This is a genomic window from Mesocryomonas fontinalis (genome assembly GCF_055730125.2).
The window spans coordinates 216,622-238,930 of record NZ_JBUZWG020000008.1; the positions used below are offsets into that span (position 1 = coordinate 216,622).

At 63.1% G+C, this 22,309-nt stretch carries 19 protein-coding genes; 13 read left to right on the forward strand and 6 right to left on the reverse strand.

Going from position 1 to position 22,309, the window contains the following annotated elements:
* Nucleotides 1-32: 32 nt before the first annotated feature.
* From ACZL02_RS19535 to ssuD, 3 genes are all read right to left on the reverse strand, one after another.
* Nucleotides 33-1,001, reverse strand: a complete 969-nt coding sequence (locus ACZL02_RS19535) for an aliphatic sulfonate ABC transporter substrate-binding protein (RefSeq protein ID WP_472940559.1) — start codon at nt 999-1,001, stop codon at nt 33-35.
* Nucleotides 1,002-1,188: 187 nt separating this feature from the next.
* The gene (locus ACZL02_RS19540; protein ID WP_472940560.1) at nt 1,189-2,673 is read right to left on the reverse strand and encodes an FAD/NAD(P)-binding protein; all 1,485 of its coding nucleotides are present in this window, start codon (nt 2,671-2,673) and stop codon (nt 1,189-1,191) included.
* Nucleotides 2,670-3,842, reverse strand: coding sequence for an FMNH2-dependent alkanesulfonate monooxygenase (gene ssuD / locus ACZL02_RS19545; protein WP_472940562.1), 1,173 nt, complete (start codon nt 3,840-3,842; stop codon nt 2,670-2,672). The genes ACZL02_RS19540 and ssuD overlap by 4 nt, the downstream gene beginning before the upstream one ends.
* 524 nt (nt 3,843-4,366) lie before the next feature.
* Here ssuD and ACZL02_RS19550 point away from each other — a divergent pair.
* The gene (locus tag ACZL02_RS19550) at nt 4,367-5,095 is read left to right on the forward strand and encodes an ABC transporter substrate-binding protein (RefSeq protein WP_472940563.1); all 729 of its coding nucleotides are present in this window, start codon (nt 4,367-4,369) and stop codon (nt 5,093-5,095) included.
* Between the two features lie 1,024 nt (nt 5,096-6,119).
* On the opposite strand, the gene ACZL02_RS19555 is transcribed toward ACZL02_RS19550, so the two are convergent.
* Complete coding sequence (locus ACZL02_RS19555) at nt 6,120-6,740, reverse strand: hypothetical protein (RefSeq protein WP_472940564.1); 621 nt, start codon at nt 6,738-6,740, stop codon at nt 6,120-6,122.
* Between the two features lie 590 nt (nt 6,741-7,330).
* Between ACZL02_RS19555 and ACZL02_RS19560 the strand changes: the two genes are divergently transcribed.
* From ACZL02_RS19560 to ACZL02_RS19590, 7 genes are all read left to right on the forward strand, one after another.
* Nucleotides 7,331-8,335, forward strand: a complete 1,005-nt coding sequence (locus ACZL02_RS19560) for a hypothetical protein (RefSeq protein WP_472940565.1) — start codon at nt 7,331-7,333, stop codon at nt 8,333-8,335.
* 112 nt (nt 8,336-8,447) lie between these two features.
* A complete protein-coding gene (locus ACZL02_RS19565) occupies nt 8,448-8,891 on the forward strand; it encodes a hypothetical protein (protein WP_496258567.1) in 444 nt (147 codons plus the stop codon).
* The gene (locus ACZL02_RS19570) at nt 8,891-11,212 is read left to right on the forward strand and encodes an AAA family ATPase (protein ID WP_472940567.1); all 2,322 of its coding nucleotides are present in this window, start codon (nt 8,891-8,893) and stop codon (nt 11,210-11,212) included. Before ACZL02_RS19565 ends, ACZL02_RS19570 begins: the two co-directional genes overlap by 1 nt.
* The gene (locus ACZL02_RS19575) at nt 11,209-11,535 is read left to right on the forward strand and encodes a DUF6634 family protein (RefSeq protein WP_472940568.1); all 327 of its coding nucleotides are present in this window, start codon (nt 11,209-11,211) and stop codon (nt 11,533-11,535) included. Before ACZL02_RS19570 ends, ACZL02_RS19575 begins: the two co-directional genes overlap by 4 nt.
* Before the next feature lie 1,129 nt (nt 11,536-12,664).
* A complete protein-coding gene (locus tag ACZL02_RS19580; protein WP_472940569.1) occupies nt 12,665-14,137 on the forward strand; it encodes a hypothetical protein in 1,473 nt (490 codons plus the stop codon).
* 75 nt (nt 14,138-14,212) lie between these two features.
* On the forward strand, nt 14,213-14,590 hold the full coding sequence (locus tag ACZL02_RS19585; RefSeq protein ID WP_472940570.1) for a hypothetical protein: 378 nt from the start codon (nt 14,213-14,215) through the stop codon (nt 14,588-14,590).
* A complete protein-coding gene (locus tag ACZL02_RS19590; protein ID WP_472940571.1) occupies nt 14,587-14,958 on the forward strand; it encodes a hypothetical protein in 372 nt (123 codons plus the stop codon). The genes ACZL02_RS19585 and ACZL02_RS19590 overlap by 4 nt, the downstream gene beginning before the upstream one ends.
* A 192-nt stretch (nt 14,959-15,150) precedes the next feature.
* Here ACZL02_RS19590 and ACZL02_RS19595 read toward each other — a convergent pair whose 3' ends face one another.
* Entirely contained in the window at nt 15,151-15,564 is a 414-nt protein-coding gene (locus ACZL02_RS19595; RefSeq protein ID WP_472940572.1) for a hypothetical protein, read from the reverse strand.
* Here ACZL02_RS19595 and ACZL02_RS19600 point away from each other — a divergent pair.
* From ACZL02_RS19600 to ACZL02_RS19620, 5 genes are all read left to right on the forward strand, one after another.
* Nucleotides 15,522-15,803, forward strand: coding sequence for a helix-turn-helix domain-containing protein (locus tag ACZL02_RS19600; RefSeq protein ID WP_472940583.1), 282 nt, complete (start codon nt 15,522-15,524; stop codon nt 15,801-15,803). The two genes, ACZL02_RS19595 and ACZL02_RS19600, sit on opposite strands and share 43 nt — an antisense overlap.
* Nucleotides 15,787-16,329: a LysR substrate-binding domain-containing protein gene (locus ACZL02_RS19605; protein WP_472940573.1), complete on the forward strand. Its 543-nt coding sequence runs from the start codon at nt 15,787-15,789 to the stop codon at nt 16,327-16,329. Before ACZL02_RS19600 ends, ACZL02_RS19605 begins: the two co-directional genes overlap by 17 nt.
* 866 nt (nt 16,330-17,195) lie before the next feature.
* On the forward strand, nt 17,196-17,531 hold the full coding sequence (locus tag ACZL02_RS19610) for a PepSY domain-containing protein (protein ID WP_472940574.1): 336 nt from the start codon (nt 17,196-17,198) through the stop codon (nt 17,529-17,531).
* Between the two features lie 1,597 nt (nt 17,532-19,128).
* Complete coding sequence (locus ACZL02_RS19615; protein ID WP_472940575.1) at nt 19,129-20,490, forward strand: putative bifunctional diguanylate cyclase/phosphodiesterase; 1,362 nt, start codon at nt 19,129-19,131, stop codon at nt 20,488-20,490.
* Nucleotides 20,491-20,737: 247 nt separating this feature from the next.
* The gene (locus ACZL02_RS19620; RefSeq protein WP_472940584.1) at nt 20,738-20,968 is read left to right on the forward strand and encodes a helix-turn-helix domain-containing protein; all 231 of its coding nucleotides are present in this window, start codon (nt 20,738-20,740) and stop codon (nt 20,966-20,968) included.
* Nucleotides 20,969-21,187: 219 nt separating this feature from the next.
* Here ACZL02_RS19620 and ACZL02_RS19625 read toward each other — a convergent pair.
* Nucleotides 21,188-22,309, reverse strand: a 1,122-nt coding sequence (locus ACZL02_RS19625; RefSeq protein ID WP_472940576.1) for a putative bifunctional diguanylate cyclase/phosphodiesterase, incomplete at its 5' end; no start/stop codon positions are given.

The window sequence follows — 22,309 nt, forward strand, 5'->3', positions numbered from 1 at the left end:
CCCGAGGCTAGCCGATCGATCCACCCGCACGCTCACTGGCTCGGCGGCGCGAAGCTGTCGTCGACGAGTTGGTCGACGACCTCGCTCACCTTCACATCGGCTGCCACGAGCCCGGCTTTCTGCAGAGCGAGGCCCGCGCCGAGGATGGCGTTGCGCTCGGCATCGTCGATGCGCGACGTCGTCAGCTTGGTGCGCTCGAGCTGGCGCCGGATGACCTCCGGCGGCAGCCTGGTCGCGGCGACCAGCGCTTCCTCGAGGACATCGGGCTTTGCGACGGCTTCCTGGCGGGCGGTCTCGTAGGTCGCGAGCACGCGCCTGACGATGTCGGGATGCTCGGCGGCGAAGGTCTCGGGCGTGCTGAGGACGCCGCCGCTGTTGTATTCGGGCTTGCGGAGGAACAGCACGGCCTTGTCCTCGATCTCCGCCGAGGCCATCAGCGGGTCGAGGCCGGCCCAGGCATCGACGTCGCCGCGCAGCAGCGCCTGCTTTCCGTCGGCATGCTGCAGCAGCACGAGCGTCACGTCCTTGTCCGAGAGGCCGGCATCCGCCAGGACGCGTTCGAGGAAGATGTGCGGATCGGTGCCGCGGGTCACCGCGATGCGCTTGCCCTTCAGGTCCTCGACCTTGGTGATCGGGCTGCCGGCCGGGACGACGAGCGCGGTCCATTCTGCCAGCGAATAGACGCCGACCGAGCGGATCGGATTGCCGTTGATGCGGGCGACGAGCGCCGCGCCGCCGGCGGAGGCACCGAAATCGATCGAGCCGGCATTCAGGAATTCCAGCGCCTTGTTCGAACCCGCCGACTGCACCCAGCGCACGCTGATCCCGTCCTTCTCGAACTCCTTTTCCAGGAACCCCTCGTTCTTGAGGAGGATCGAGACGGGATTGTACGTCGCCCAGTCGACCGTGATCTCCTTCAGCTCGGCAGCGGAAGCCGCGCTCGACAGCAGCGCGAGCATGCTTGCAATGAGAACGGAACGACCGAAAAGGGATGGCTTCATGAAAATCGCTCCGGGCGGTGAGAGGGCATCCTGGGGGAAGGATGGGCAGCGGCGCATGATCTCCTCTGCCAGAGAGACGCTACGATCCGCCGGTCGGCTGCGACACTAATAATCTACCAAATTGGTAGACTGAATTAGATTTTTCGTGCGTCTTGCGCCGCTGCCGGACGTGCTCGACGAGAAAGCCTCAGACGCCGACGGCGGCCTTCGCGAGGGGCGCAGGCGTCCGGTTCCCCTGGCTGAAATGGGCCGATGGCTCGCCGGCGCGCGGCCGCGCTGCGCCGCCCGCCAGACGAATGGCGTCGGCAACTTCGACGGCGTGGCGGGCAACCTCATAGAGACCCATGAGCTCGCCGACCGTGCCGCGGGCGAGGGGGCCCGCGACATAGAGGTTGGCGACCGGCTTGCCGTCCCCGTCGAGCGCCCGCCCGTCCTCGGCGACGGCAAGGCCGAGGCCGACCTCGTCGAGGCTCACCGTTCCCGCGTCGAAGAGGCTGCGCAGCGGCGCGCGCTCCACGACGCTGCGGTGGGCGGGGCCGGTGGTGTTGATCACCACGTCGACCATGGCGGTGCGGATCGAGCCGGATCCGCGCCGGCGGGATGCGACCTCGATGCCCTCGCTGGTCGGGCGGGCCCATCGCAGCGAGGCGGCCAGCGAGAGATAGCTGCCGTCGCGTGCTCGCCGGTCCAGCACCGCCGCCACCTGTGGCGCGACGCGAAAGCGGTGGACGTCCCAGAAGCTGCGCAGCCGTCGCACGACCTTGCGCCGCTCCGCTACGGGAAGCGCCCGCCAGATCTCCGGTCCCTGGTTGCGCACGGCATCCAGCACGAAGTGCCAGCTGGCACCTTGCGCCTTCCCCGCCTCGATCGTCCGGCGGATGCGGCGCAGCAGCGCCAGGGCACTGGTCTCGGGCGCTGTGGTGAAGTCGCCGAACGGCTCCTGCGGCGTTTCGGCATGGCCGCGCGAGCGAAGGCCGTTGCGCGACAGGCTGGTGATCGGGCCGATATGGCCGCGTCCGTCCAGCGCTGCGATCACGTCCGCGGCCGTCAGCCCGTTGCCGACGACGAGCACCCGGTCCATTGACAGGACGCCGCGCAAAGCGCCCTCGGCATAGACGTCGGGGATGAAGCCGGGATGGCCGACGAGCGGCGCCAGCGCAGCCGGAACGGCCGGCGGCGGATGGGTGGTGGCGATCACGACGATGTCGGCAAGGAGCGTCTGCGCGTCCGAAAGCCCGACGTCGAACCGGCCATCGCCGCGGCTGGCGATGGTCTCGGCCCGCTGCCGTTCCTGCCGGATGCGGCCGGACGCGACCAGCGGCGCCATCCGTTCGGCGAGGTAGCGCCCGAAGACCGCGCGCCGGGGATAGGCCTCTCCCGTCGCATCGACGGCGTCCGCCGGCGCGAGCGCAGCATTCGCCAGCCAGCGGGTAAAATCCACGAGATCGTCGGAGAACAGGCTCATCTTCGAGGCCGGCACGTTGATCCGGTGCGCCGGCTCCTCGGTCGAATAGGCGAGCCCCGGCCCGAGTGCCGGCCGCGGCTCGACGACGGTGATGTCCAGGCCCGGCATCTCCGGCGCCGTCGCCAGATGGTGCGCGACGACCGAGCCGGAACAGCCGCCACCGATGATGACGACCGTCTTGCGGCCCGGAGAATGGCCTTCTGTCACGATTGGCTGGCCTTCAGCTCTGGGCGCCTGTCGCCGGCGATCGACTCGCCGAACGGTCCCATGTTCACCGAAGACGCTTGCCGTGGCAATGCGTGAGCGAGCGGCAGATGCGGCAGCACCAGTTCGCCGAAACGGTAGGCCTCCTCGAGATGCGGGTAGCCGGAGAGGATGAAGCTGTCGATGCCGAGCCGGCGATACTCGTCGATGCGCTCGGCGACGGTTTCCGCGTCGCCGACCAGCGCGGTGCCGGCGCCGCCCCGCACCAGGCCGACGCCGGCCCAGAGGTTGGGGCTGACCTCCAGCCTGTCGCGGCGGCCTCCGTGCAGGCTGCTCATCCGGTTCTGGCCGACCGAATCCATCCGCGCGAACACCTTCTGCGCGTCGGCGATGGTCTGGTCGTCGAGCCGGCTGATCAGTTCCTCCGCCGCTTCCCAGGCCTTCGCATTGGTCTCGCGGACGATGACGTGCAGGCGGATGCCGAAGCTCACCTTGCGCCCTTCTGCGTCCGCGAGGCGGCGGATGACGTCGAGCTTCTCGGCGACCTGCGCCGGTGGCTCGCCCCAGGTCAGATACTTGTCGATCTGCTCGGCAGCGACCTGGTTGGCGGCGTCGGACGAGCCGCCGAAATAGAGCGGCGGATGCGGCGTCTGTACCGGCGGGAACAGAAGCCGCCCGTCCTCGATCTCGAAATGCTTGCCCTTGTAGGCGACCGTCTCGCCGGCGAGCACCGCCTTGTAGATCTCGAGAAACTCGCGCGTCACCTCGTAGCGCTCGGAATGGCTGAGGAAGATGCCGTCGCCCTTGTTCTCGACCGGATCTCCGCCGGTGACGACGTTGATCAGCAGGCGTCCGTTGGAGATGCGGTCTAGCGTCGCGGTCATCCGGGCGGCGAGCGTCGGCGATTGCAGGCCGGGGCGCACCGCGACGAGGAAGCGCAGCCGCTCGGTCAACGGCACCAGCGCCGAGGCGACGACCCAGGAGTCCTCGCAGCTCCGTCCGGTCGGCAGGAGCACGCCGTAATAGCCGAGCCCGTCCGCCGCCTGGGCGATCTGCTTGAGGTAGGGTAGATCAACCGAGCGGCCGCCTTCGCTGGTGCCGAGATAGCGGCTGTCGCCATGCGTCGGCAGGAACCACAGAACGTTGATCTTGTCGGGGGTGTCGATGCTCATCGGCCAGCTCTCCACAAAGGCGCGGCCGGTGGCACGCGCGCAACGGTAAGGTTCAGTTGCCGAAGCGACCCTATTGCCCGTCGCCGACGGCACCAGCGGGGCTCGCCGGGACACCGGAGAAGATAAGGCAGCCGTCGAGAGCCCGACAAGATAATTCCACTATATTTCTAGACTGATGCGGATTTTCATTTCGGTCGAGCTTCTCGTAGACGGCGTCAAAGGCCGCGACATCGGGTGCGACGGCCCCAGCAGATAATCCACCGATCCGCTCACGCGGTAGAACTCGGCCACCTCCGGGAAATCCTCCACCACCGCGGATAGCAACCGCCCAGCGCCAGCCGATCGAGAAGCTGGCGTCGGGGCAGCCCTACTGGCTGGCCCTTCCTGCTTGACCCCGATCGTGCCGGTTTGCACAACGGAATGCGGACGTATTGCCATGATCGGTTGGCGGTCGATGTGAACGCTCCGACGTTCTAATTATCCCGTTCCGAGAAGTTTATCTCTCTGTCGTGCGAGGTGCCCCGGTGCTCGATGCCGCCCTTTTCGATCTCGCCCCCACGGGCCGACTGCGGGTCGGCGTCAACCTGTCCAATTTCCTGCTGGTCACCGGCACCGACCCGAAAGGCGATCCAACCGGCATCTCTCCAGACATGGGCAAGGCAATTGCTGATCGGCTCGGCGTCCCCGTCGATCTCATTCCGTTTGCGTCACCAGGTCTGCTGGCAGATGCCGCGGGCGACGACGTCTGGGATATCGGCCTCATCGGGGCGGATCCCGCACGATCGGAATTCATCGACTTCACCAGCGCCTACGTTGAAATCGAGGCAACTTACCTCGTGCCGGCGGGCTCGCCGATCGCAAGCATTGCGGATGTCGACCAGCCCGACATCCGGATTTCCGTCGCTGCCCGGACCGCGTACGACCTCTGGCTGGAGCGCAACATCAGTCAGGCGGAACTCGTTCGATCGGCCGGGATAGACGCGTCCTACGCGCGTTTTGTCGAGCACCAACTGGACGTGCTCGCAGGCCTCCGCCCGCGCCTTGTCGAAGATGCCGAGAAACTTCCCGGTGCGCGCGTCCTGGAGGGCGGCTTCTTTGCGATCCAGCAGGCGATCGGAATACGGCGTGGCCGACCGGCAGGCGCCGCTTTCCTCTCCTCCTTCGTCGAGAAGGCCAAGAAAGACGGCTTCGTCGCCGAACTGATCGACCGGCATGGCCAGGCCTGCAACCTCACCGTCGCAGTCTCCGCGTAGGTTTTTCCTGACCCACAGAGGACTGCCGTCGCAAGAAAGTCGCGCAACTCTAACCCGGCGCCGTGGTGTATGCAGAGTGATGTGTTCGCGAGGCCGAGGGCTGTGGTTGGTCCAAGGAGACCCGACACCTCACACCGCCTCTGGAGTCAGTAACGATCCAGCCATGACTCGCCGCTTCTCGCATCCAAGCGCCGGCAGCCAGTCACAGCCCGAGAACCAGCGAACTTGTTGCAACAACGAACGACCACGCAGACCGAAATCTGTCGATCTGTAAAATCCGACTCACGGAAATATTTTGAAAATATTTGGCTGGGGAACCTGGATTCTCAGCCAGAGGAAAAGCAAGTCTAGGTAAACACTTCCGGTTTCGGCTTTCGCCGCCACAATGGGCATTAGTTTTGTGCCCAGGTTACGGGCCGACGTCAACGGTGCCGGAAACCATGCGGAGGGCAGTGCGAGCCAAGATGGCAGTTTGGATAAGCGCTGTTGGGCTCGCTGTGGTGACCCAAGGACGGTTCGCGATGAGCACCGTCTGCACAGTGCTCGACTGCTTCGACCGCGAGGCATTGGCGTCATCGCCACGAACGAGGGCATCAAGGGCGAGGACATCTAAGACCTCATGCTCCTCACCGTCGAGGCCCGTTTGGCGTGAACCGCCTGCCGCAGACAATCTAATGGCTTGACGCCAACGCCTCGGGCTATATCGCGGGCGAAACTAAGCGTTTGGCACGGGAGATCGGGCTGAAGCCCAAGACCACGCCCGTCCACAGCCCGCAATCCAAAGCATGGCCGAGGCCTTCGTCCGGACAATTACGCGCGACTACCCCCGCGTCTCTTCCCTTCTGGACGCTCGAACCTTCATCGATGCGTTGCCGATCTGGTTCAAGCATTACGATGCCGTTAACCCGTATTAGGCGCTCGGCTATCTCTCACCCCACGAGTTCATCGCGTCCCGGAAATCCGTCTGGTACTGTCCTACCATTCGGGGGCAACAACATCGAGGTTCTTGGCACCGCTCCCTTGTTCAGAGAAGCAGGCTTGCCCGCGGCAACTTGACTGCCTGCATCTCCTCTAGCCAGAGTTCGGGCTCTACCTCACAGTCGCATTCCTCGAATTCCTTGGAGTCGACCAGGTAGATGCGGCCCGGTCCCCAGGCCGCCGACTTCTTGGCGCGCGCGTAGCGATCGATCTTCGTGATCAGGTCGACGGGCGGCTCCCACATCTGCAACGTTCCGAACCACAGCACCGGGCCACAGTAGCGTGACATCCCGACCTGCATCCGGCCCGCGAACCAAGTAGAGTAGGCGACGGCGAGTGCGCTGCTGGCGACCCGCTTTGTCGCCAAAACCACCAGACCACCTTCCGGCAGAGCCATGCTCATGTAGTCGGCGGTATAGGCCAGCTCCTCCATCGTCTTCAGCAACGGCCTCAGAGCTTCTGGACTGAGCCATTCGCAGTCGCCGATGGCAAGGCCCAGATGCTCGCGGCCGAAATTGAACGAGAAGCAATGCCGGACCGGTGTCCATTCACCTTCTAGCCAGTCAAGAGCAGGCCTTGCCCCACCGGAGCCCGTGCCGAGCGCTAGGGCGTAGTGCGGATCGCGACCCTCATCGCAGATGAACATCTGTTTCTCGAAGAGGTGCATGCCATTCTCCCCCGCATGATTGAGAGGTTAGATAGCGGAACAAAGCCTAACAATTGTAAAGCGGATCACTATCGGATTTAAGCGTTCGACTGAGGATGAGGCCGACCGTTCTCGAGCCCATCGTTAACCATCCTGGCGCCGAGCTTTGTTCGACGCCTTGCGATCGGTGGTTGAAGGGCTCAGGTATTGTCTTGAGCTTGGGATCACCCCAAGTCGACACAATGCGGCCCCCGCTGGTGGTGAGACACCAAACGAGGGCCTAACCCGCAACCTGATTGAGAGGTCTTGGGCTATGACGAGCCATAACTGCTTCGTCCCTTCGAGGGAAGATTTGGAAACGACGATCGCGGCGCCGCTGTGCCCGAGGGATTGCAGGGCGCCATAGCGCGCTTGCAGACGGCCGCCCGCGCCTAGGCGCTCCGGCCTCTTCGTCCTTCCGTATCCATTCGAGATGATCACCCGACGCTGACGCAGGCCGTGGCACTCCGCCCCGCCTTGTCGCCACGGCCTTGTCCGCCCGACGCCCTCACCGGCGCCGACGTGCCCGGCTGCGCTCGCGCCGATCATCTCCCTCATCCAAGGGACTTTTCATGCGTCTTTCTTCGAAGGGTGCCGCCTCGGCCGTGGCCGAGCGTGCCCGCTATTCCTACCGCATCGCATTCGGCGACATCGAGGCCGACCTCGCGGCGCTGATCGACAAGGCCGTCGCGGCCATCACCGCCAGCACGCCGACCCCAGATGCGATCCTAGGCGACTACGTCGGCCTCGCCGCGCTGATCCGCTCGGTCTCTGCCCACGAGGGCAAGCTGCTGGAGCAGGCGATCATCGGCATCGGACAGCGCAATCCCGACCTCGTCATCCTGTCGCAGTCGCTGAAGCTGCCCGTGACGCCTGCGGCTTTGGAGGCGATTGCCCTCAACCGCGGCGGCACACTGAAGGGCCTCAGCTTCGACGCCGATGCCCGGACCCGTGTCACCTACACGCCGGACATTGTCCTGGTGAACCGCCGCTATCACAGCGCCACCATCCTCGACGTAAAACGCTCGATCGCTTCCTACCTCGACACCCACCGTTTGGCCGAGCTGAAGACCAAAATGCTGGCGACATCGCTGATCCTGCCGGACTGGCTCTACAAGGAGCACATGCGGCTGATGGTGGACACAGTCGGCATCGCCATAGTCGACGGGGCAAGCGCACCGAGCGACCATGAGAACGGCATCTGGGCAATGGATGAGATCAACGACCTCATCGAGGTCGACGGCGCCGCCGAGACGTTGGCCGAGGTGCGCCGACGCTTCGGTGTCAAGATCCGCGCACTGCTCTCGACCGAAGCGCGTCGCCTTGTTGAGGCGGAGACCGGACCAGCCAAGCGCATGCGAATGAACTGCGCCGAGACGGTGCTGCCAGCGCAGGCCATCCTCCACGGCAACGCCGCGGCCGACGACCTCGGCGCAGACGGCGCATCGCTGCCGTGGTCGACGTCACCCGGCGTCTATGTCGGTGGCGGCCGGACCGGAAATCATTTCCGCTCCGCGGCTCCGCACATACCGTGCACCATCCGCGTCGGCTTCGCGCGAGCGCGCCTCGACGCCTGATCCGATCCGCTGCCGCTGAGGATCCCTCCGGTCTCAGCGGCAGTCTGTCCCTCATCCTCGACCTCATCATCGCCGCAGCCGCTTCAACGCTGGCGCAGCGCACGGGAAAGCCATGTTCATGCCCAACATCATCAACGCCGACCCCTCCAGCCTGCAGGTCAACGGCACGCCGACGAGCGTCGTGGCCTTCCGGTCCGTCGGCAATCCGCGGTCGCCTCAGTCCGTCCGCGCCCCGCTGTCCGCCCACACCGCCACAAACACCGTCGACGCGGGCCTCGAGGCAGAAGCTTCCAGCAAGCCGTCGGACCTCGACGATCCCGCCCTGATCATCGGTCTGTCGCTGTGGACCGCCCCGCGACACGAGCGCTACGTTGCAGCGGTCGCAGCTCAGGGCGATGGGAGCGTCCCCCATCGCTTTCCGGCCGTTCTCGCCAACCACCTGGGCCGCCACGCCGAGGCCGGGGACCCGACCTGCCGCCTCGTCCTCGACTGGCTGGCGGCCAAGGGTCTCATCGAGACCGGCGCCGGGCGTTCCCTCAATGAGGGATCGGTCTGATGGCGGCCGCAAAGGGTAAGACGACGGGCAGCAAGCGTCGCCTGGACGCAGCTTCGACAGCGTCCGTCTTCGCGATCCACTACGCCCTTGGCGAGCATACCGTTGCCGAGAACGTCGCAACGCTGGTGCTTCTCGAACAGGGTCTGCGCCAGAACAACATGGTGGTCGACGATCTCGCCGCTCTGTTCAATCGGCCGAGCTCGGTTGTCGTGATCAGCGCCAGCGTGAGCGGCTTTGCGGCGTCCTTGCTCCGCCTGCTCGATGCGGACTCCATCCTGCCGGGTCGCACGCAGACAATCGACGTCGGATACGTCCGGCCCGGCGGTCACGTTCGCTTCTCCGATGATCTCGACATCCGCTGGCGCATCGTCACCATGCTCTGCGAGCCGGACGCAGATGAACCCGTTGACCCCGCAATCGGCGCGATGCGCACCCGGATCGCCAATATCGCGCGTGCCGGATATCCGCTCCTGGTCATCGCAGAGAACACGCCGATCTCCTCGCTGCTGTCGCTGGCGGCAGATCAAGTGGTGCATGTCGGCGCGCTCGGTGACGACGTCATCGCAGAGACGGCAGCGAGGGTCGCTGGGAACGAGGTCAGTTTGGTCCTGTCCGCCCTCGAAGCCGCGTCCCTCGATCTTGCCCGCCTCTCTGTCGCCGATCTCTCGGTCGCGATCCGTCCCGGCGTCTCGGTCGGCAGGACCATTCAGATGCTGGAGCACCTTCTGAGCGCTGGAAGCGAGGATGGGGAAGACGGGGGCGCCGCAGCCGCAGCACAGTTCGGTGGGCGGGCTGGTTCGCAAGGTGATCGTGACTGGGATCGGAAGGCAAGCAGCCTCTCGGCAACAGGCATGGAGCGGCAGGGGAAAAGCCGCTCCGAGAAGAGCAAGGCAGATGCCGTTGCGGCTTCCGGTACTGAGGTTATCCTGCCAGAGGTCGTGACGCAGCCCTATCGCCTCGAGGTCGAGACCCTGGCGGGCTTCGGCGCTGCGCGCGACTGGGCGCTCGACCTGAAGGCTGATCTCGCCCTCTGGCGCGAAGGCATGCTGCCTTGGGACCAGCTCAGCTCGCGGCTGCTGCTATCGGGACCGCCCGGCACGGGCAAGACGACCTTCGCCCGCGCGCTCTGCAACTCTCTGGATCTGCCGCTTCACGTCTCGTCGGTCTCGACCTGGCTGGAGTCGGGCTACCTCGGCAGCGTCATTACCCGGATGAATGCCGCCTTCGAGAACGCTCGCCGCAACGCGCCCTCAATCCTCTTCATCGACGAGTGCGACGGCATCGGCAAACGCCAGCCCCAGGATCGCGACTTCGCCGACTACTGGAATGCGCTGGTCAACAAGCTCTTGGAGCTGATGGACGGCGCGGCCAAGGCGGAAGGAGTCATCATCGTCGGCGCCACCAACAGGCCGGAGGCGATGGACGAGGCTTTGAAGCGTTCGGGCCGTTGGGAAACGCAGATCGCAATTCCCATGCCCGATCGCGATGCGCTGGCTGGGATCCTCACCCATCACCTCGGACCCGATCTTGCCGCCGTCGTCGCAACAGCAAAGCCGGCATCGCCGATGCCGCATCGCCGGGAAGAGATCGAGACCATGCTCACGCAGCTTGCCCGGCAGGCTGTCGGTCTCAGCGGCGCTGACATCGAGCGGTTGGTGCGCGAGGCCCGTGGCACGGCAAGGCGACACGGCAGAAGTCTCAGCCATGATGATCTCGCCGCAGGCCTCGCCAAGGGCCGTCCCAAACGTCCGAAGGAGCTCCGCTACCGCATGGCAATCCACGAAGCGGGCCACGCTCTCGTTCGCCGCGCGCTGAAGATCGGCACCGAGGTCGGTCTGAGCGTCGAGGCGGCCAGCGGCGGTTATGCCGAGGCCATGCTCGATCTCGACGTCGTGCAGTCCGAAGACTGGGTGATGGCGCTGATCGCGGTGACTCTTGCCGGGCGCGCCGCGGAGACGATCGTCTTCGGCAATACCACGAGCGGCTCCGGCGGATCGCCGACGAGCGATCTCGCCAACGCTACACGTCTCGCGCTGTCGATGGAGATCGAGCTCGGCTACGGCGCCGAGCGGCCCCTGCTGCATCGCTCGATGGATGGTGCCGAGCTTCTGCTTCTTCGAGACGACCCTCTAAGCCACGTCGTCCATCGCCGCCTGGAAGCGGCGTTCTCGCTGGCATCGCACACGATCGCGGCGAACAGGACCTGCCTGCTGGCGCTCGCCGACACGCTGACGGATGCAGGTAGCCTCAATGCCAAGGAGATCGCCGCCGTGTTTGCCGCCCATCCAATCGACCTGACGACCGAGGACCTTGCGCCATGAGCATTATCATCATGCCGAATGGCACCGCGCTTCACATGGACAGGGAGTTGTACCTTCTGACCGAACTGCAGCGTGACATCGCACGCATCGACGACGGCTTGCATCCGACACTGAGGGATCTCGCCAACGCTCCGGTTCTCGAACACTGGGCGCTCGGCATGCGGATGCAGCCCTGCCTAACGGGCGAGGTCTACGGGCATCCCAAGCTGCGCAGTGGTGCTCGCACCGTCACCTCGCAGCTTCACCTGTTCGCGCCCCAACACGGCTATGCCCGAACCCTCAGCCGCTTCTACCGACTGGGGCCTCCGGCACCCGACACATAAGCCAGTTCACTGACAGGCTTGCGCAAGGGAGAAGCTGTACCCATCTTGGTCAGGTGCAGCGCGCCCGGCACCAACGGGCTGTCGCGCAACAAGGGCTTCCAGCGGCCGTCCGACCAAGGATGTACTGGCGAGTTGGCAAGAGGGAGCCGCACTGCCCGCAAGGGACGCTGAGCCGCCGGAGGAAACTCTCGGCGGCTTCTTCGTATCCGGCGGCGCCAGCACCGCCATCCAAATCGAGATCCAGACCAAAACTTGATCCCCGTCAGCGCGAGCATTGCCCTCCATCGACATGACGTGCCCTCAACGCGTGGCACGTTGCGGGCAACTCAACTCAGGTCAGCTCAAGTTGCGCATTCCCGTTGCAAACCCGAGATCCGGCGTTGCGAACATGTGGATCGCCGTTGCGAAGCTTTGGATGGTCGCTTCAGGCCTCCAGCCGTCAGCGCGACCAAGCCACGACCGGTACCCGGCACTTCGAGTCAAAGCCCCGGCACGTCGAGCTGATTTGAGATGAGTTGAGTCAAGTTGCGCATCTTCGTTGCAAAGCTCTGTGCAGGCGTTGCGAACGTCTGGAAGCGCGTTGCAGACGGCAGAATCATCGTTGCGAACATCGATCTTGCCGTTGCGAAGCTTCACGCAAGTGATTCGACCGCAAACGCCGTTGCGGTGGGCAGGGATTAGAAGATGCCCTGATGGCGTCCGAAACAGCGCTAACAAGCCTCAGAATTAAATTTGGAGGCCGCATTCTGGCTAGCTTCGCATTTACATGAATTCAACTTCACGGCTGACGACGCACTCGTCTGATGACTTCCACATGAGGATCGTTGCCATGACCTGCCGATGGAGTGCGGTTCGTCAAGCCAGCGCGCAGTATCGGATCATCAGTCGTTGCCTTCGGCTCCCGCTCGAAAATAAATTCCGGACAAGTTGTCCCGTCGTTACGGGTAGAAATAGAATTAACTGCAACAAGCAAATCGTCTTTAGAGGCGCCTATCATTAAATACTATCAAATATATCTCAGATTGCTCAAGCATGCAGCCGGATAAGCGCATTCGATTACTGGAGATAAACGTGCTATTCTGCTTGTGTTGCTGCCAGTTGTGGTAGGGCAACATAAGGAGAGACCATGATGACCATCAACGACATGCCAGAGACCTTCGGCGAGCCCCTCGCGCACGAGGAGATGGAGTCCGCGCACGTGAGCGGACCCGCGAGCGCGGACGACGCGGGCGACGTGCCCGCGCCGGAGAAGAAGGAGCGCCGCGCGAAAGCGAAGAAGGAGCCGACGGCAACAAAGGCTGCCAGGGGCAAGAAGGCTGCCAGGGGCAAGAAGGGCAAAGCGACGGCCAAGGTGGACGGCGAGCCCAAGGTGAAGACGCCGAAGCCGGAGAAGAAGCCGGACTTCAACATCGACGCCCTCGAGCCCGAAGTGCGCGAGCTCGTGGAGACGAGCGTTGCGAAGGTCGAGGCGATCGGACGCAAGACCACCGAGAACGTGCTCGACCTCGGCGTGATCTTCCACGACATGGCCGAGGCGATCCCCGACGAGGCGCACTGGAAGGTCGCCGTCGTCCGGCACTGCAAGGTGAGCTGGAAGTTCGCCGACAACTGGAAGAGGGTTCACGTTGCCCTCGGCGCCCGGCGAGCTGAGCTCGTTCACCACCAGGTGACGCCGACGGTCCTGATCCAGTTGCTCCCGGCAACGTCCGAGCAGGTTGATCAGGTGCTCGGCGCGTTCGCGGCGGGCAAGCCGATGAAGGTCCGCGAGGTCCAGGACCTCGTCGGCAGCGGCGCAGCGCCCGAGGGTGAGGCGGCGCTCGGCACGAAGGGCGGCCTCAGCGGGCTGAAGTCGCTCGCCGCAGCCAAGGCGGCCCAGCAGGGCAAGAGCGTCATGGCCGGGCTGAAGACGATCCGGCAGGTGGTCGGCGACGCGATCGAGGCATCGGGCGAGAAGAAGCTGAAGAAGGGCGAACTCGAGGACGCGATCACATCGGTGGCCAAGCTCCTGCAGCGCGAGCTGACCGAGCTCCTCTGCCGCCTAGACGGCGAGCAGCTCCGTATCGGCTACCAGATCCGGCACGCCGAGGTCTCCGACGAGCGTTTGGCAATGGTGCTGTCGGTGGTCGGCAAGCTCGCTAACATCGAGCGCTGGCCGGACGCGGCCAAGCTGAAGTCCTGGATGTTGGACGAGGTCATGCCGCTGTTCGCCTTCGCGATCGACGGTACCGACGTCGCGATCCGCTCGGAGGGGCAGGTCGAGGTCGTGGCGGCAGCCGCTGAGGTCGAGGGCCTCAACGGCGACGACGTCAACGAGCCGGAGTTGACGAGCGAGGCCGAGATGATCGCGGTGATCGACGCTCCGACCATGCCCGAGGTCGAGCCGTCAGTCGAGCCGTCAGTCGAGGCGGAAGCCGAACCCGCCGAAGCTGTCGAGGTAAAGCCCGCCACGGCGCCGGACGTCGTGGTGGCGCCGAAGCCCAAGCGCTTCAACCTCTCGCTCGCCCGGAGCTCCGACGTCACGGCGAACGCTGCGGTCGCGGACATGGCCGGGAAGGCAAACCGCGCCGAGGCCAGCGTCATCGGATCGAACGGCCCGGGCTGATCGCGTCTGATGCCTATCGGTCCCGCCGTGCGCGAACGGCGGGACCGCACGTCACAACAATCGAGGGACACCATGATGACCAAGAAGCCCGCCAAACAGTCCGGCTCGTCGAAGCCGCCGAACATGAAGGCCGTAACCGAGAAGCTCATCGGGGCCGCAGCGCAGATGCCGCCGAAGCCGATCGCCGGATCGGCCGCGCAGACGAAATCGAAACTGGCGAAGGCTGCATCCGAACCAACGGCACCCAAGCCGAAGCGGTATCGACGCAACATCCGGGATTCGATCTACCTCTATCTGGAGACGGTGAAGTTCGAGGAGCGGTTGAAAGCTCTCCGCGCCGTCGAGCAATCGAAGACCCTTCACCGATCGGATGCCAACTTGGGCCCTGCCGTTTGCGAACGGCAGGGCCGTGCATCAGCAAGCGAACTATCGCCTTTTGAGATCATCTTATGACCGACACGACCACGAAGCCACCCAAGACCCCGCGCGGCACCAGAGCCAGCGGCACGGCGCCGAGCCGCCTTTCGATCCGCAACCAACGCCAGGCCGAATACCAGCGGGCCTATCGCGCCGAGCAGAAGCTGAAGAGGATCCCGTCACGCGACGATGTCGCTCGCGTTGCACTTCATTGGTTCATCACCCTCAATATCGAGAACGATAACGAAGTCGGGCTCTCTCACATCCATCGAGAGATCGTTCGACGGCTGGTCGAACACGGCTTCGATCGTGGTGGCGCCGATCATCGGGTCAGCGATCTTATCGATCGGTATGAAGCTGGCTGGGACTTCCAGGTAAAGCCGCACCTTCGTGGGAAGCACTAAGCTGGTTCGTCGGCGTGACATTCATGGAAGCCTCGCTGCGTCGGTCTCCACGCGGGTCCGAACGCTTCGGCTCATCGTCGTCTGACAAGCGTCAAGATGCCGTGTAGTTTGATGGTGATCAGGTTGACGGGTCGACGAAGGGGGGCGGAGAACGGCCATTACTCCATCAAACGCCGTTTGCTGTTGCAACGATCATCCAGACGTCGCTGCGGGCTGCCGAGTGAATCCGGCGGGACCGTGGAAATCATTTCCAGACGCGGTCGCGGCGGCGCCGCCGTGCCTTGGCGCTGATGCCGCCATCCAAACCGGCTCGCATCGAAACGTCTCGGCAAAGCCGCGCTCGCCCGGTCGACTGATCCGCAGCGTTCGGCTCTTCGGCGTGTGAACGAGCCAGCCGAGTTCCACCGAGCGATCGAGGATCGCGGCGCCGAGCTTGCCCGCCAAATGCGGACGGCCTTCGCTCCAGTCTAGGCACGACCGGCACAGCGGTCGCTTGCCCTTGCATAGTCCCGCGACGTCGATGCGGAAGTCGGCGAGGAAACGCTGGCCCTCGTCCCTGACCAATCCGACGCCACCCTCCAGCCGGACGAGATCACGGCGCTGCATCGCACCGGCGACGCCGAGCCGGCCACGTCCCAGCCTCCGCCGTGTCGAAGCTCCTGGCTCGGCTGGAGTCGTGGCTCGGCACGCGGCTCGTCCACCGCACCACGCGCCGCTTTCAACTCACGCCAGGGGGGCAGGGCCTTCTACGAGCGCTCCGTCGCGATCTTCGCCGATCTCGGCGAGGCCGAGCGTTCCGCCAGGCCTGGGGAGCGTCCGGCGGGCCGGGTGCGCATCAACTCTAGCGCCTCCTATATCGTTCACATCCTGACGCCGCTCCTGCCGCGGTTCCTCGACCTCTATCCCGAGATCGATCTTGACATCTTCCAGACCGATCTCGTCGTGGATCTGCTCACCGACCGCACCGACATCGCCATCCGTGCCGGACCGATGCCGAACCCAGGCCTGATTGTGAGGAAGCTCGGATCGACCCGCATGGTGATCGTCGCCGCGCCCGCCTCGATCGAGCGGCACGGTTTGCCCGAAACGATCGAGAACCTCGAACGGCAGGACCGCCTCGCCTTCGGCTATGCCCGCGCCGTAAAGGGCTGGCCGCTCAAGACGGTCGAGAGCGAGGAGATCGTGCTGCCGACCGTCGGCCGCGTCCGGATGAGCGACGGCGAGGGCATTCGGCGCATGGCGCTCGCCGGAACCGGCCCTGCGCGTTTGGCCGCCTTCACCATCCGCGACGACATCGCGGAGGGCCGGCTCGTGCCGATCCTCGAGGGGTCAATCCCGGCAACGAGGAAGCCTTCCACGCCGTCTTCATAGGTCAGTCCGCCAGACTGCCGGCGCGGGCAAGGGCCTTGCTCGACTTTCTCGCGGAGCAGGGGCAGGTGTCGTAACAGATTATTAAAAAGCGTTTGCCGTAAGCGCGCCTGCCGGCTGGTCTCCGCGGCCATTTGGAACGAGGCGGTTACGTTAGGGCTCAGAGGAAATCATTTCCGCTTTGCGCCCATCCCGGACGTTCAAGTAAAATCTCGGCTTGACCGAAAGCAGTCGTAGCGGCTGAGCCTCTCTGATGACGCTCGAAAACATGCTCGATCGGAAGCGCCCTCCCGATCCCACCCGCATGAATCACCAGCGAATAGTAGCCGAGCTGTGCCACGCGGAGGTACACGGCATTAGCTCCGTAATATGAGAAAAAGTTTTCCCATCGGATCGGTGTTTGCGCGTGGCAGATCAACCGGTGGCGTCGAATGTCACAGAGGGAGGTTGCCGCGCGTTGGCCGGCGAAAAGTTGCGGCGCGCCGACCAGCAGAGCCTTCCTGCCAAGAAAGTAGTCGGTCCGCTGGCCCGGCCAGTTTCCATTGCCGAACCAAAAGATGACGTCGACCTCGCGGAATGTCTCGCGTGGAGCGACAAGACGTTTCGCATTCGAAGAGTTGCACGACGAAACCGCTGATCATTTCACAGCAAAATGGCACGGGAGGGCGCTGTTCGAATGAATTGCTTTGCTGACGTCTGGATCGGACAAGGGCCATTAAAGATCGGAAGCTAAGCGGTCTGATTTTCGACGGCTACAATGCTAGAGGGCACAGACAAGGATCAGGTGGTGCACGGAACTATGGATCGAGTGAACTGTTTAAATGCATCAAGAATGACGCGGATCGCGTTGGAAGAAAAGAGGAATTCCTATGCAGAAAAGATTCTGGACCATTGGCCTGCTTGCCTTGGGCGCGGTCACCGTCGGCACACCCGTTCTTGCGCAGAATATCCAGATCGGACCAGACGGCGTACGCGTAATGGAACCGGACCGCGACCGCCGTGGCCCGCCGCGTAACGAGCGCCGTGACCAACGTGAGATCAGCGAACGCGAAGCCGCGAGGATCGCCCGCGGAGAAGGCGTGCGAGAGGTTGACGACGTTCGCTCGTCGCGCCGAACCTATACTGTGCTGGGCACAGATCGCCGCGGCCGCGACATCCGAGTCGACATCGACCGCCGCTCCGGCGACGTAATCTCGGTCCGCTAGGCCGCTTCAGTCCCGTTCTCCTGCTGGTCGCAGAACGGTTGATCGCAGGACTTACAGAAGCCCATTCCGACTTGGTCGGAATGGGCTTTTCGCTTTCCGGACTAAGCCGGGGCGACCGTCCAGCTTCGGGAGCGGAGCTTGTTCTCTGAAGAAGCGGCGACGTCGCATACTGGCTGCCTGATGCTCCAAGTTGGAAGCTATGTTCAACACCCCACACCAACCTGTTGACCTGTGAGAAGCCCAAGGCGTCATCGGCTAGTAACAAGCACAAGAGGACGCCGCCGAACGCATTGCTGATGTCGAGATACTAATCGGCTGGGACACGCGTTCAGTTGTGGAGGTGCTAGTGTTCAGCTCTGGCTCTTCGATCCAATTATCGATCTCTTGATGGCTCTACCGGACGAGCGCGTGCCGCCCTAACAAAAAAGAAATCACAGCCGAAAAACATCACTTTCTCATACTTACTTACCGTTAATCCTAGCTCTTCGTTTCCCGGAACGTTGCAGGCTAACAATCGCTTGGGTTGTTAGTGCAGTTTCGCACTGGGAGATTAAAGCGATGCAAAACCGTATGTTACGTGTGTCTGCAGCTATCCTGGCGTGCAGCATTTTGACACTTACTAGCCCTTCGCAAGCTGAGTTCGGCGGTGGAGGTTCAAGCCGCGGAGGAAACGGTGGCGGCAATGGCCTTGGTGGCTTGGGCGGGGCAATAGGCGGAGCCGTCGGCGGGGTGGGGAACGCCGTTGGTGGTGCGGTCGGTGGCCTTGGTAGCGCCGTTGGCGGTTCCGGCGGTCTTGGCGTTGGCGCCGGCGTATCAACTGGCGGAAGCAGTGGCGTCAACGCGGGCGTTGGTGCCTCCCTCGGCGGATTAGACGGAGTAAACGCCGGTGCGGGCGCTTCGGTTGGCGGGTCTCAGGGTGTGAACGCTGGATTGGGGGCGTCTGTCGGCGGCTCCAGCGGTGTTAACGCCGGTGCCGGTGCCTCGATCGGCGGCGGCGACGGTGTGAATGCCGGCGGCGGCGCCTCCATCGGCGGATCTCAGGGCGTTAATGCCGGCCTTGGAGCATCCGTAGGTGGCGGCCAGGGGGTCAACGCCGGCGTGGGTGCCAGCGTGGGCGAAAACTCCGGTATCGGGGTTGGCGTGGGCGCTTCCATTGGCGGCGGCACCCGCAGCACTTCCAGCAGTGCCACTTCGGGCGGTGGCAATGGACTTGGAGCTGGTATTGGCTCGTCAGGCGGAGCAGCCAATGGCCCCGGCAATACAAACGGCCTGGGCGTTGGAAAGGCCAACCCTCTTCCTGGGGCCCGCACTGGCATCCTCACCGGCAACCGCGGAATTCGCGGCATCGGGAGACCAAGCGCGGCTGTGTCACGGGGTCTGCAACGCTACAGTGAAATGAGCAGCAGAGAACAGCGCGCGATGAAGCGTCAGTGTCGCGGTGTTCTCGGCGACCCGAACGGCTTCGAGTTCAGCCTCGTTCAGCTCTGCAAGCTTCTGCAGTAGCGGCCATTGAGGCCACCGGTGGTTTACGCCGTTGGTGGCCTCGACTCTCATCGATCCAGCTACGCATTCACCTTTGTTCTTGAGAAGGTTGCAAATGAGCGTGCTCGAGAATTTCGAACTGGACGTTTCATCGTTCCTCAGCCGAGAGCTAGCGGATAGCCGGAAGCAATCACATCGTCTTGCCTTCTATGATGAGATGACAGCGCTTCCAAACCGGCGGTCTTTTGCCCAGGTGCTTGAACGCCTTGCAAAAGATTCGGGGTTGGGCTTTGGCCTCCTTCTCCTCGATATCGATCACCTCAAGCGGACGAACGACACGAAGGGCCACGCAGCCGGCGATCAGGTGATCTGTGAGGTCGCGGCCCGCCTTCAAGCGCTGTCGGCCGGGGATTGCGTCTTTCGGCTGAGCAGCGACGAGTTTGCCATTATTTGCCTTGGCTGCCGAAGCCAACTCGATCTTCAGGCGATTGCATTTGATGTTCTAGCGAGCATGACGATGCCCGGAATTGGTGACGCGAAGCCCCAAGTATCCATCGGCGGTGCCCTGTTTGGTGCAGATGGGGAGGACGGTTGCACCCTTCGCCAGAATGCCGGGCTGGCTCTGCAGCAGGCAAAGGCGAATAATCGCGGCGGCTACGCGGCCTTTGATCCCGCATTCCGTTCCGCCTTGATCCGTACGGCGAACGTCGTCGAAACGATGGCATGCGCCTTGGATGAAGGCCGCGTAGCGACCTTCTATCAACCACTGGTCAGGCTCGACACCGAGGAGGTGGTCGGGCTTGAGGCGCTCTCTAGAGTCATCACAAGCGACGGCGCGATGTTGGCTGCAGGATGCTTTCAGGAGGTTTTCTCAGAACCATTGCTTGCCAGCCGGTTGACCCGGCAAATGCTGGCTCAGGTAGCCCAGGATCTTCGTTCCTGGATCGACAGCGGCATCAAGTTCCAGCATGTCGGGATCAATCTCTCGGCCGTCGACTTTGCACGGGGTGACTTGGAGCAATTGCTTTCCGAAGCCTTCGACAGCGAACAGGTACCTCTGAAACACATCGTCCTCGAGGTAACGGAAGCCGTCTTCATGGACGGTCTGACGAGCGGCATCATCGAGGCAATCCAACGGTTGAGGCAACGGGGCCTGCTGGTCGCGCTCGACGACTTCGGTACGGGATTTGCGTCCCTCACACATTTGCGGACATTCCCTGTCGACATCATCAAGATCGACAAGTCATTTGTTGATCGCCTTCAGACAGATCTGCCGAGCGAGGTCATCGTCGAGGCGCTGATACGGATCGGTCGTCGACTGGATATCCGCATCGTTGCAGAGGGCATTGAGACGAGAGAGCAGGCAACCCGCCTGCGGGAAATGGGGTGCGTCCTGGGTCAGGGCTATTTCTTCGGCCGTCCCGCGGATGCACCTGCAACCAGCAAGACACTGATGGCTCAAGCTCAGCGCTTATAAAGCGGCGAGAGTTGGATAGCACCCACGTCATTAGCGCAATGGGCTGCCGGAGCCCAGTATCGCTTGGACTGCACGGCTTCACCCGCAGCATCCACCGTGATATTGGACCTAGCGGTGACAAGCGCGGCCTGGCTACACAATTCTGCGTTGCGGTAGAAATGCAGCTGAATTACGCTTCCCTTGGGTGACCGCGTCTGCCCTACCAGTCGCGTAAGGGCTGAAAACGAAGACCATGTGCGAGATCGATATGAGCTTAGGCGCGGCAATCCGATCGCGTCGCTTAGCCATAGGCATGAGCCAGTCAACTCTCGCTGAGCAGATTGGCGTTACCTTCCAACAGATTCAGAAATACGAGAGCGGTGCTAATCGTGTTAGTGCGAGTAGGCTCTATTGCATAGCTAACAGCCTAAGCATTACGATCGACGAATGCTTTGGCTTACTAAACCGCCCCGGGTTTGTCGAAGGCTCCATCTGTTGAGAAGACGGAACGATGATAAGCAGGACGACGAAAACGTTTGCTCCCTAAAGCGGATCACCCGTCGAGATGGGTGGCCTTGGTATCTAGCGCCGAGAAGATCGGTTGCGTTACGCAAACGCTGCATGAGTAGGTAAAATTGCCGGACCGTTTGGCAGACTGGACCATCCCCTGTCATCGCGCATCGGGGCGATAGGCTTTACCACATACGCAGATTATAAATCAGAAGATCGGTGGAAGCGTCGATATCAGCTTCCTTTCTGTTGGCTGGTAGAAGCCGGTCATCCGCCTTAGTGAACTCAGAGTCTTAGGTCTTGAGAACAGATAACCCTGCAGATCCGTGCAACCGAGGGCGACCAGGAAATCTCGCTGTGCCTCGGTCTCGACCCCTTCGGCGGTCGTTGATATTCCGAGCGTACGCCCAAGGCTGATGAGCGCGGATACAATTGCTGCTCCGTCTGCCCGTGTGTCGAGTAAGGAAACAAACGAGCGGTCGATCTTTATTCGGTCGATCCCAAACTGCATCAGATGGCTGAGAGAAGAGTACCCAGTGCCGAAGTCGTCGAGGGAGATTTGAATCCCTCTTTCTCGCAGGCGCTCCAAGGTAGCGGCAACATCGCAGCTATCGGCAATCAGCGCAGATTCCGTTACCTCAAGCTCGAGCCGCGAGGGCGCCAAGCCCTCTTCAAGCAGCACCTTTCCGACTTCTTCGACGAAACCCGGAACTCGCAACTGTAGAGGTGAGACGTTAACCGCGACAAAAGTAGCGGCTGACCAGTTCCTTGCAGCTCGGCAAGCCTCGCGCAGTACCCAAAATCCGAGCGCTTCGATCATCCCGCCTTCCTCCGCTAGCGGAATGAAGCTAGCTGGGGCGAGCAGGCCGTGCTTCGGATGATTCCATCGGATCAGCGCTTCCGCGCCGGTGGCATTGTGACCCTTGGCAGCACTGTGGATGGTCTGGAAATAGAGCTCGAGGCTTCCGGCTTCCTGGCGTTCGGCTCGTTGCGGAATGCCCTGCGGTATCGTGCGCTGATCACCGCTCGCTTGGATGCCCAGCAAGGAACGAAGATCGTTCTTCAAGATCTCACGGACATTTCGGCCGTCCTCCATAGCCGGCCGGAACTGTACCGATTTCCCGCGGCCCTGATTCTTGGCTTCGTATAGAGCGACGTCGGCATGCCGCAGGATTTCGCTAGCGCTCCCGGCGGATGGAGGAACCGTGGTCATGCCGATTGAGCCGCCAACATGCGCCACCACTTCGCCGGATCGGAGGTGGAACGGACGTTTTAGTTCGGTAATCAGCGAGCCCGAGACGGCATCGAGCAGGGCATCGCCGCTCCCGAT

Coding starts and splice junctions, on each gene's coding strand:
- ACZL02_RS19570 (WP_472940567.1), top strand. CDS start 8,891: ATGGCGGCCGCAAAGGGTAAGACGACGGGCAGCAAGCGTCGCCTGGAC.
- ACZL02_RS19595 (WP_472940572.1), bottom strand. CDS start 15,564: ATGCAGCGCCGTGATCTCGTCCGGCTGGAGGGTGGCGTCGGATTGGTC.
- ACZL02_RS19585 (WP_472940570.1), top strand. CDS start 14,213: ATGACCAAGAAGCCCGCCAAACAGTCCGGCTCGTCGAAGCCGCCGAAC.
- ACZL02_RS19560 (WP_472940565.1), top strand. CDS start 7,331: ATGCGTCTTTCTTCGAAGGGTGCCGCCTCGGCCGTGGCCGAGCGTGCC.
- ACZL02_RS19565 (WP_496258567.1), top strand. CDS start 8,448: ATGTTCATGCCCAACATCATCAACGCCGACCCCTCCAGCCTGCAGGTC.
- ACZL02_RS19620 (WP_472940584.1), top strand. CDS start 20,738: ATGAGCTTAGGCGCGGCAATCCGATCGCGTCGCTTAGCCATAGGCATG.
- ssuD (WP_472940562.1), bottom strand. CDS start 3,842: ATGAGCATCGACACCCCCGACAAGATCAACGTTCTGTGGTTCCTGCCG.
- ACZL02_RS19575 (WP_472940568.1), top strand. CDS start 11,209: ATGAGCATTATCATCATGCCGAATGGCACCGCGCTTCACATGGACAGG.
- ACZL02_RS19615 (WP_472940575.1), top strand. CDS start 19,129: ATGAGCGTGCTCGAGAATTTCGAACTGGACGTTTCATCGTTCCTCAGC.
- ACZL02_RS19580 (WP_472940569.1), top strand. CDS start 12,665: ATGACCATCAACGACATGCCAGAGACCTTCGGCGAGCCCCTCGCGCAC.
- ACZL02_RS19590 (WP_472940571.1), top strand. CDS start 14,587: ATGACCGACACGACCACGAAGCCACCCAAGACCCCGCGCGGCACCAGA.
- ACZL02_RS19555 (WP_472940564.1), bottom strand. CDS start 6,740: ATGCACCTCTTCGAGAAACAGATGTTCATCTGCGATGAGGGTCGCGAT.
- ACZL02_RS19535 (WP_472940559.1), bottom strand. CDS start 1,001: ATGAAGCCATCCCTTTTCGGTCGTTCCGTTCTCATTGCAAGCATGCTC.
- ACZL02_RS19610 (WP_472940574.1), top strand. CDS start 17,196: ATGCAGAAAAGATTCTGGACCATTGGCCTGCTTGCCTTGGGCGCGGTC.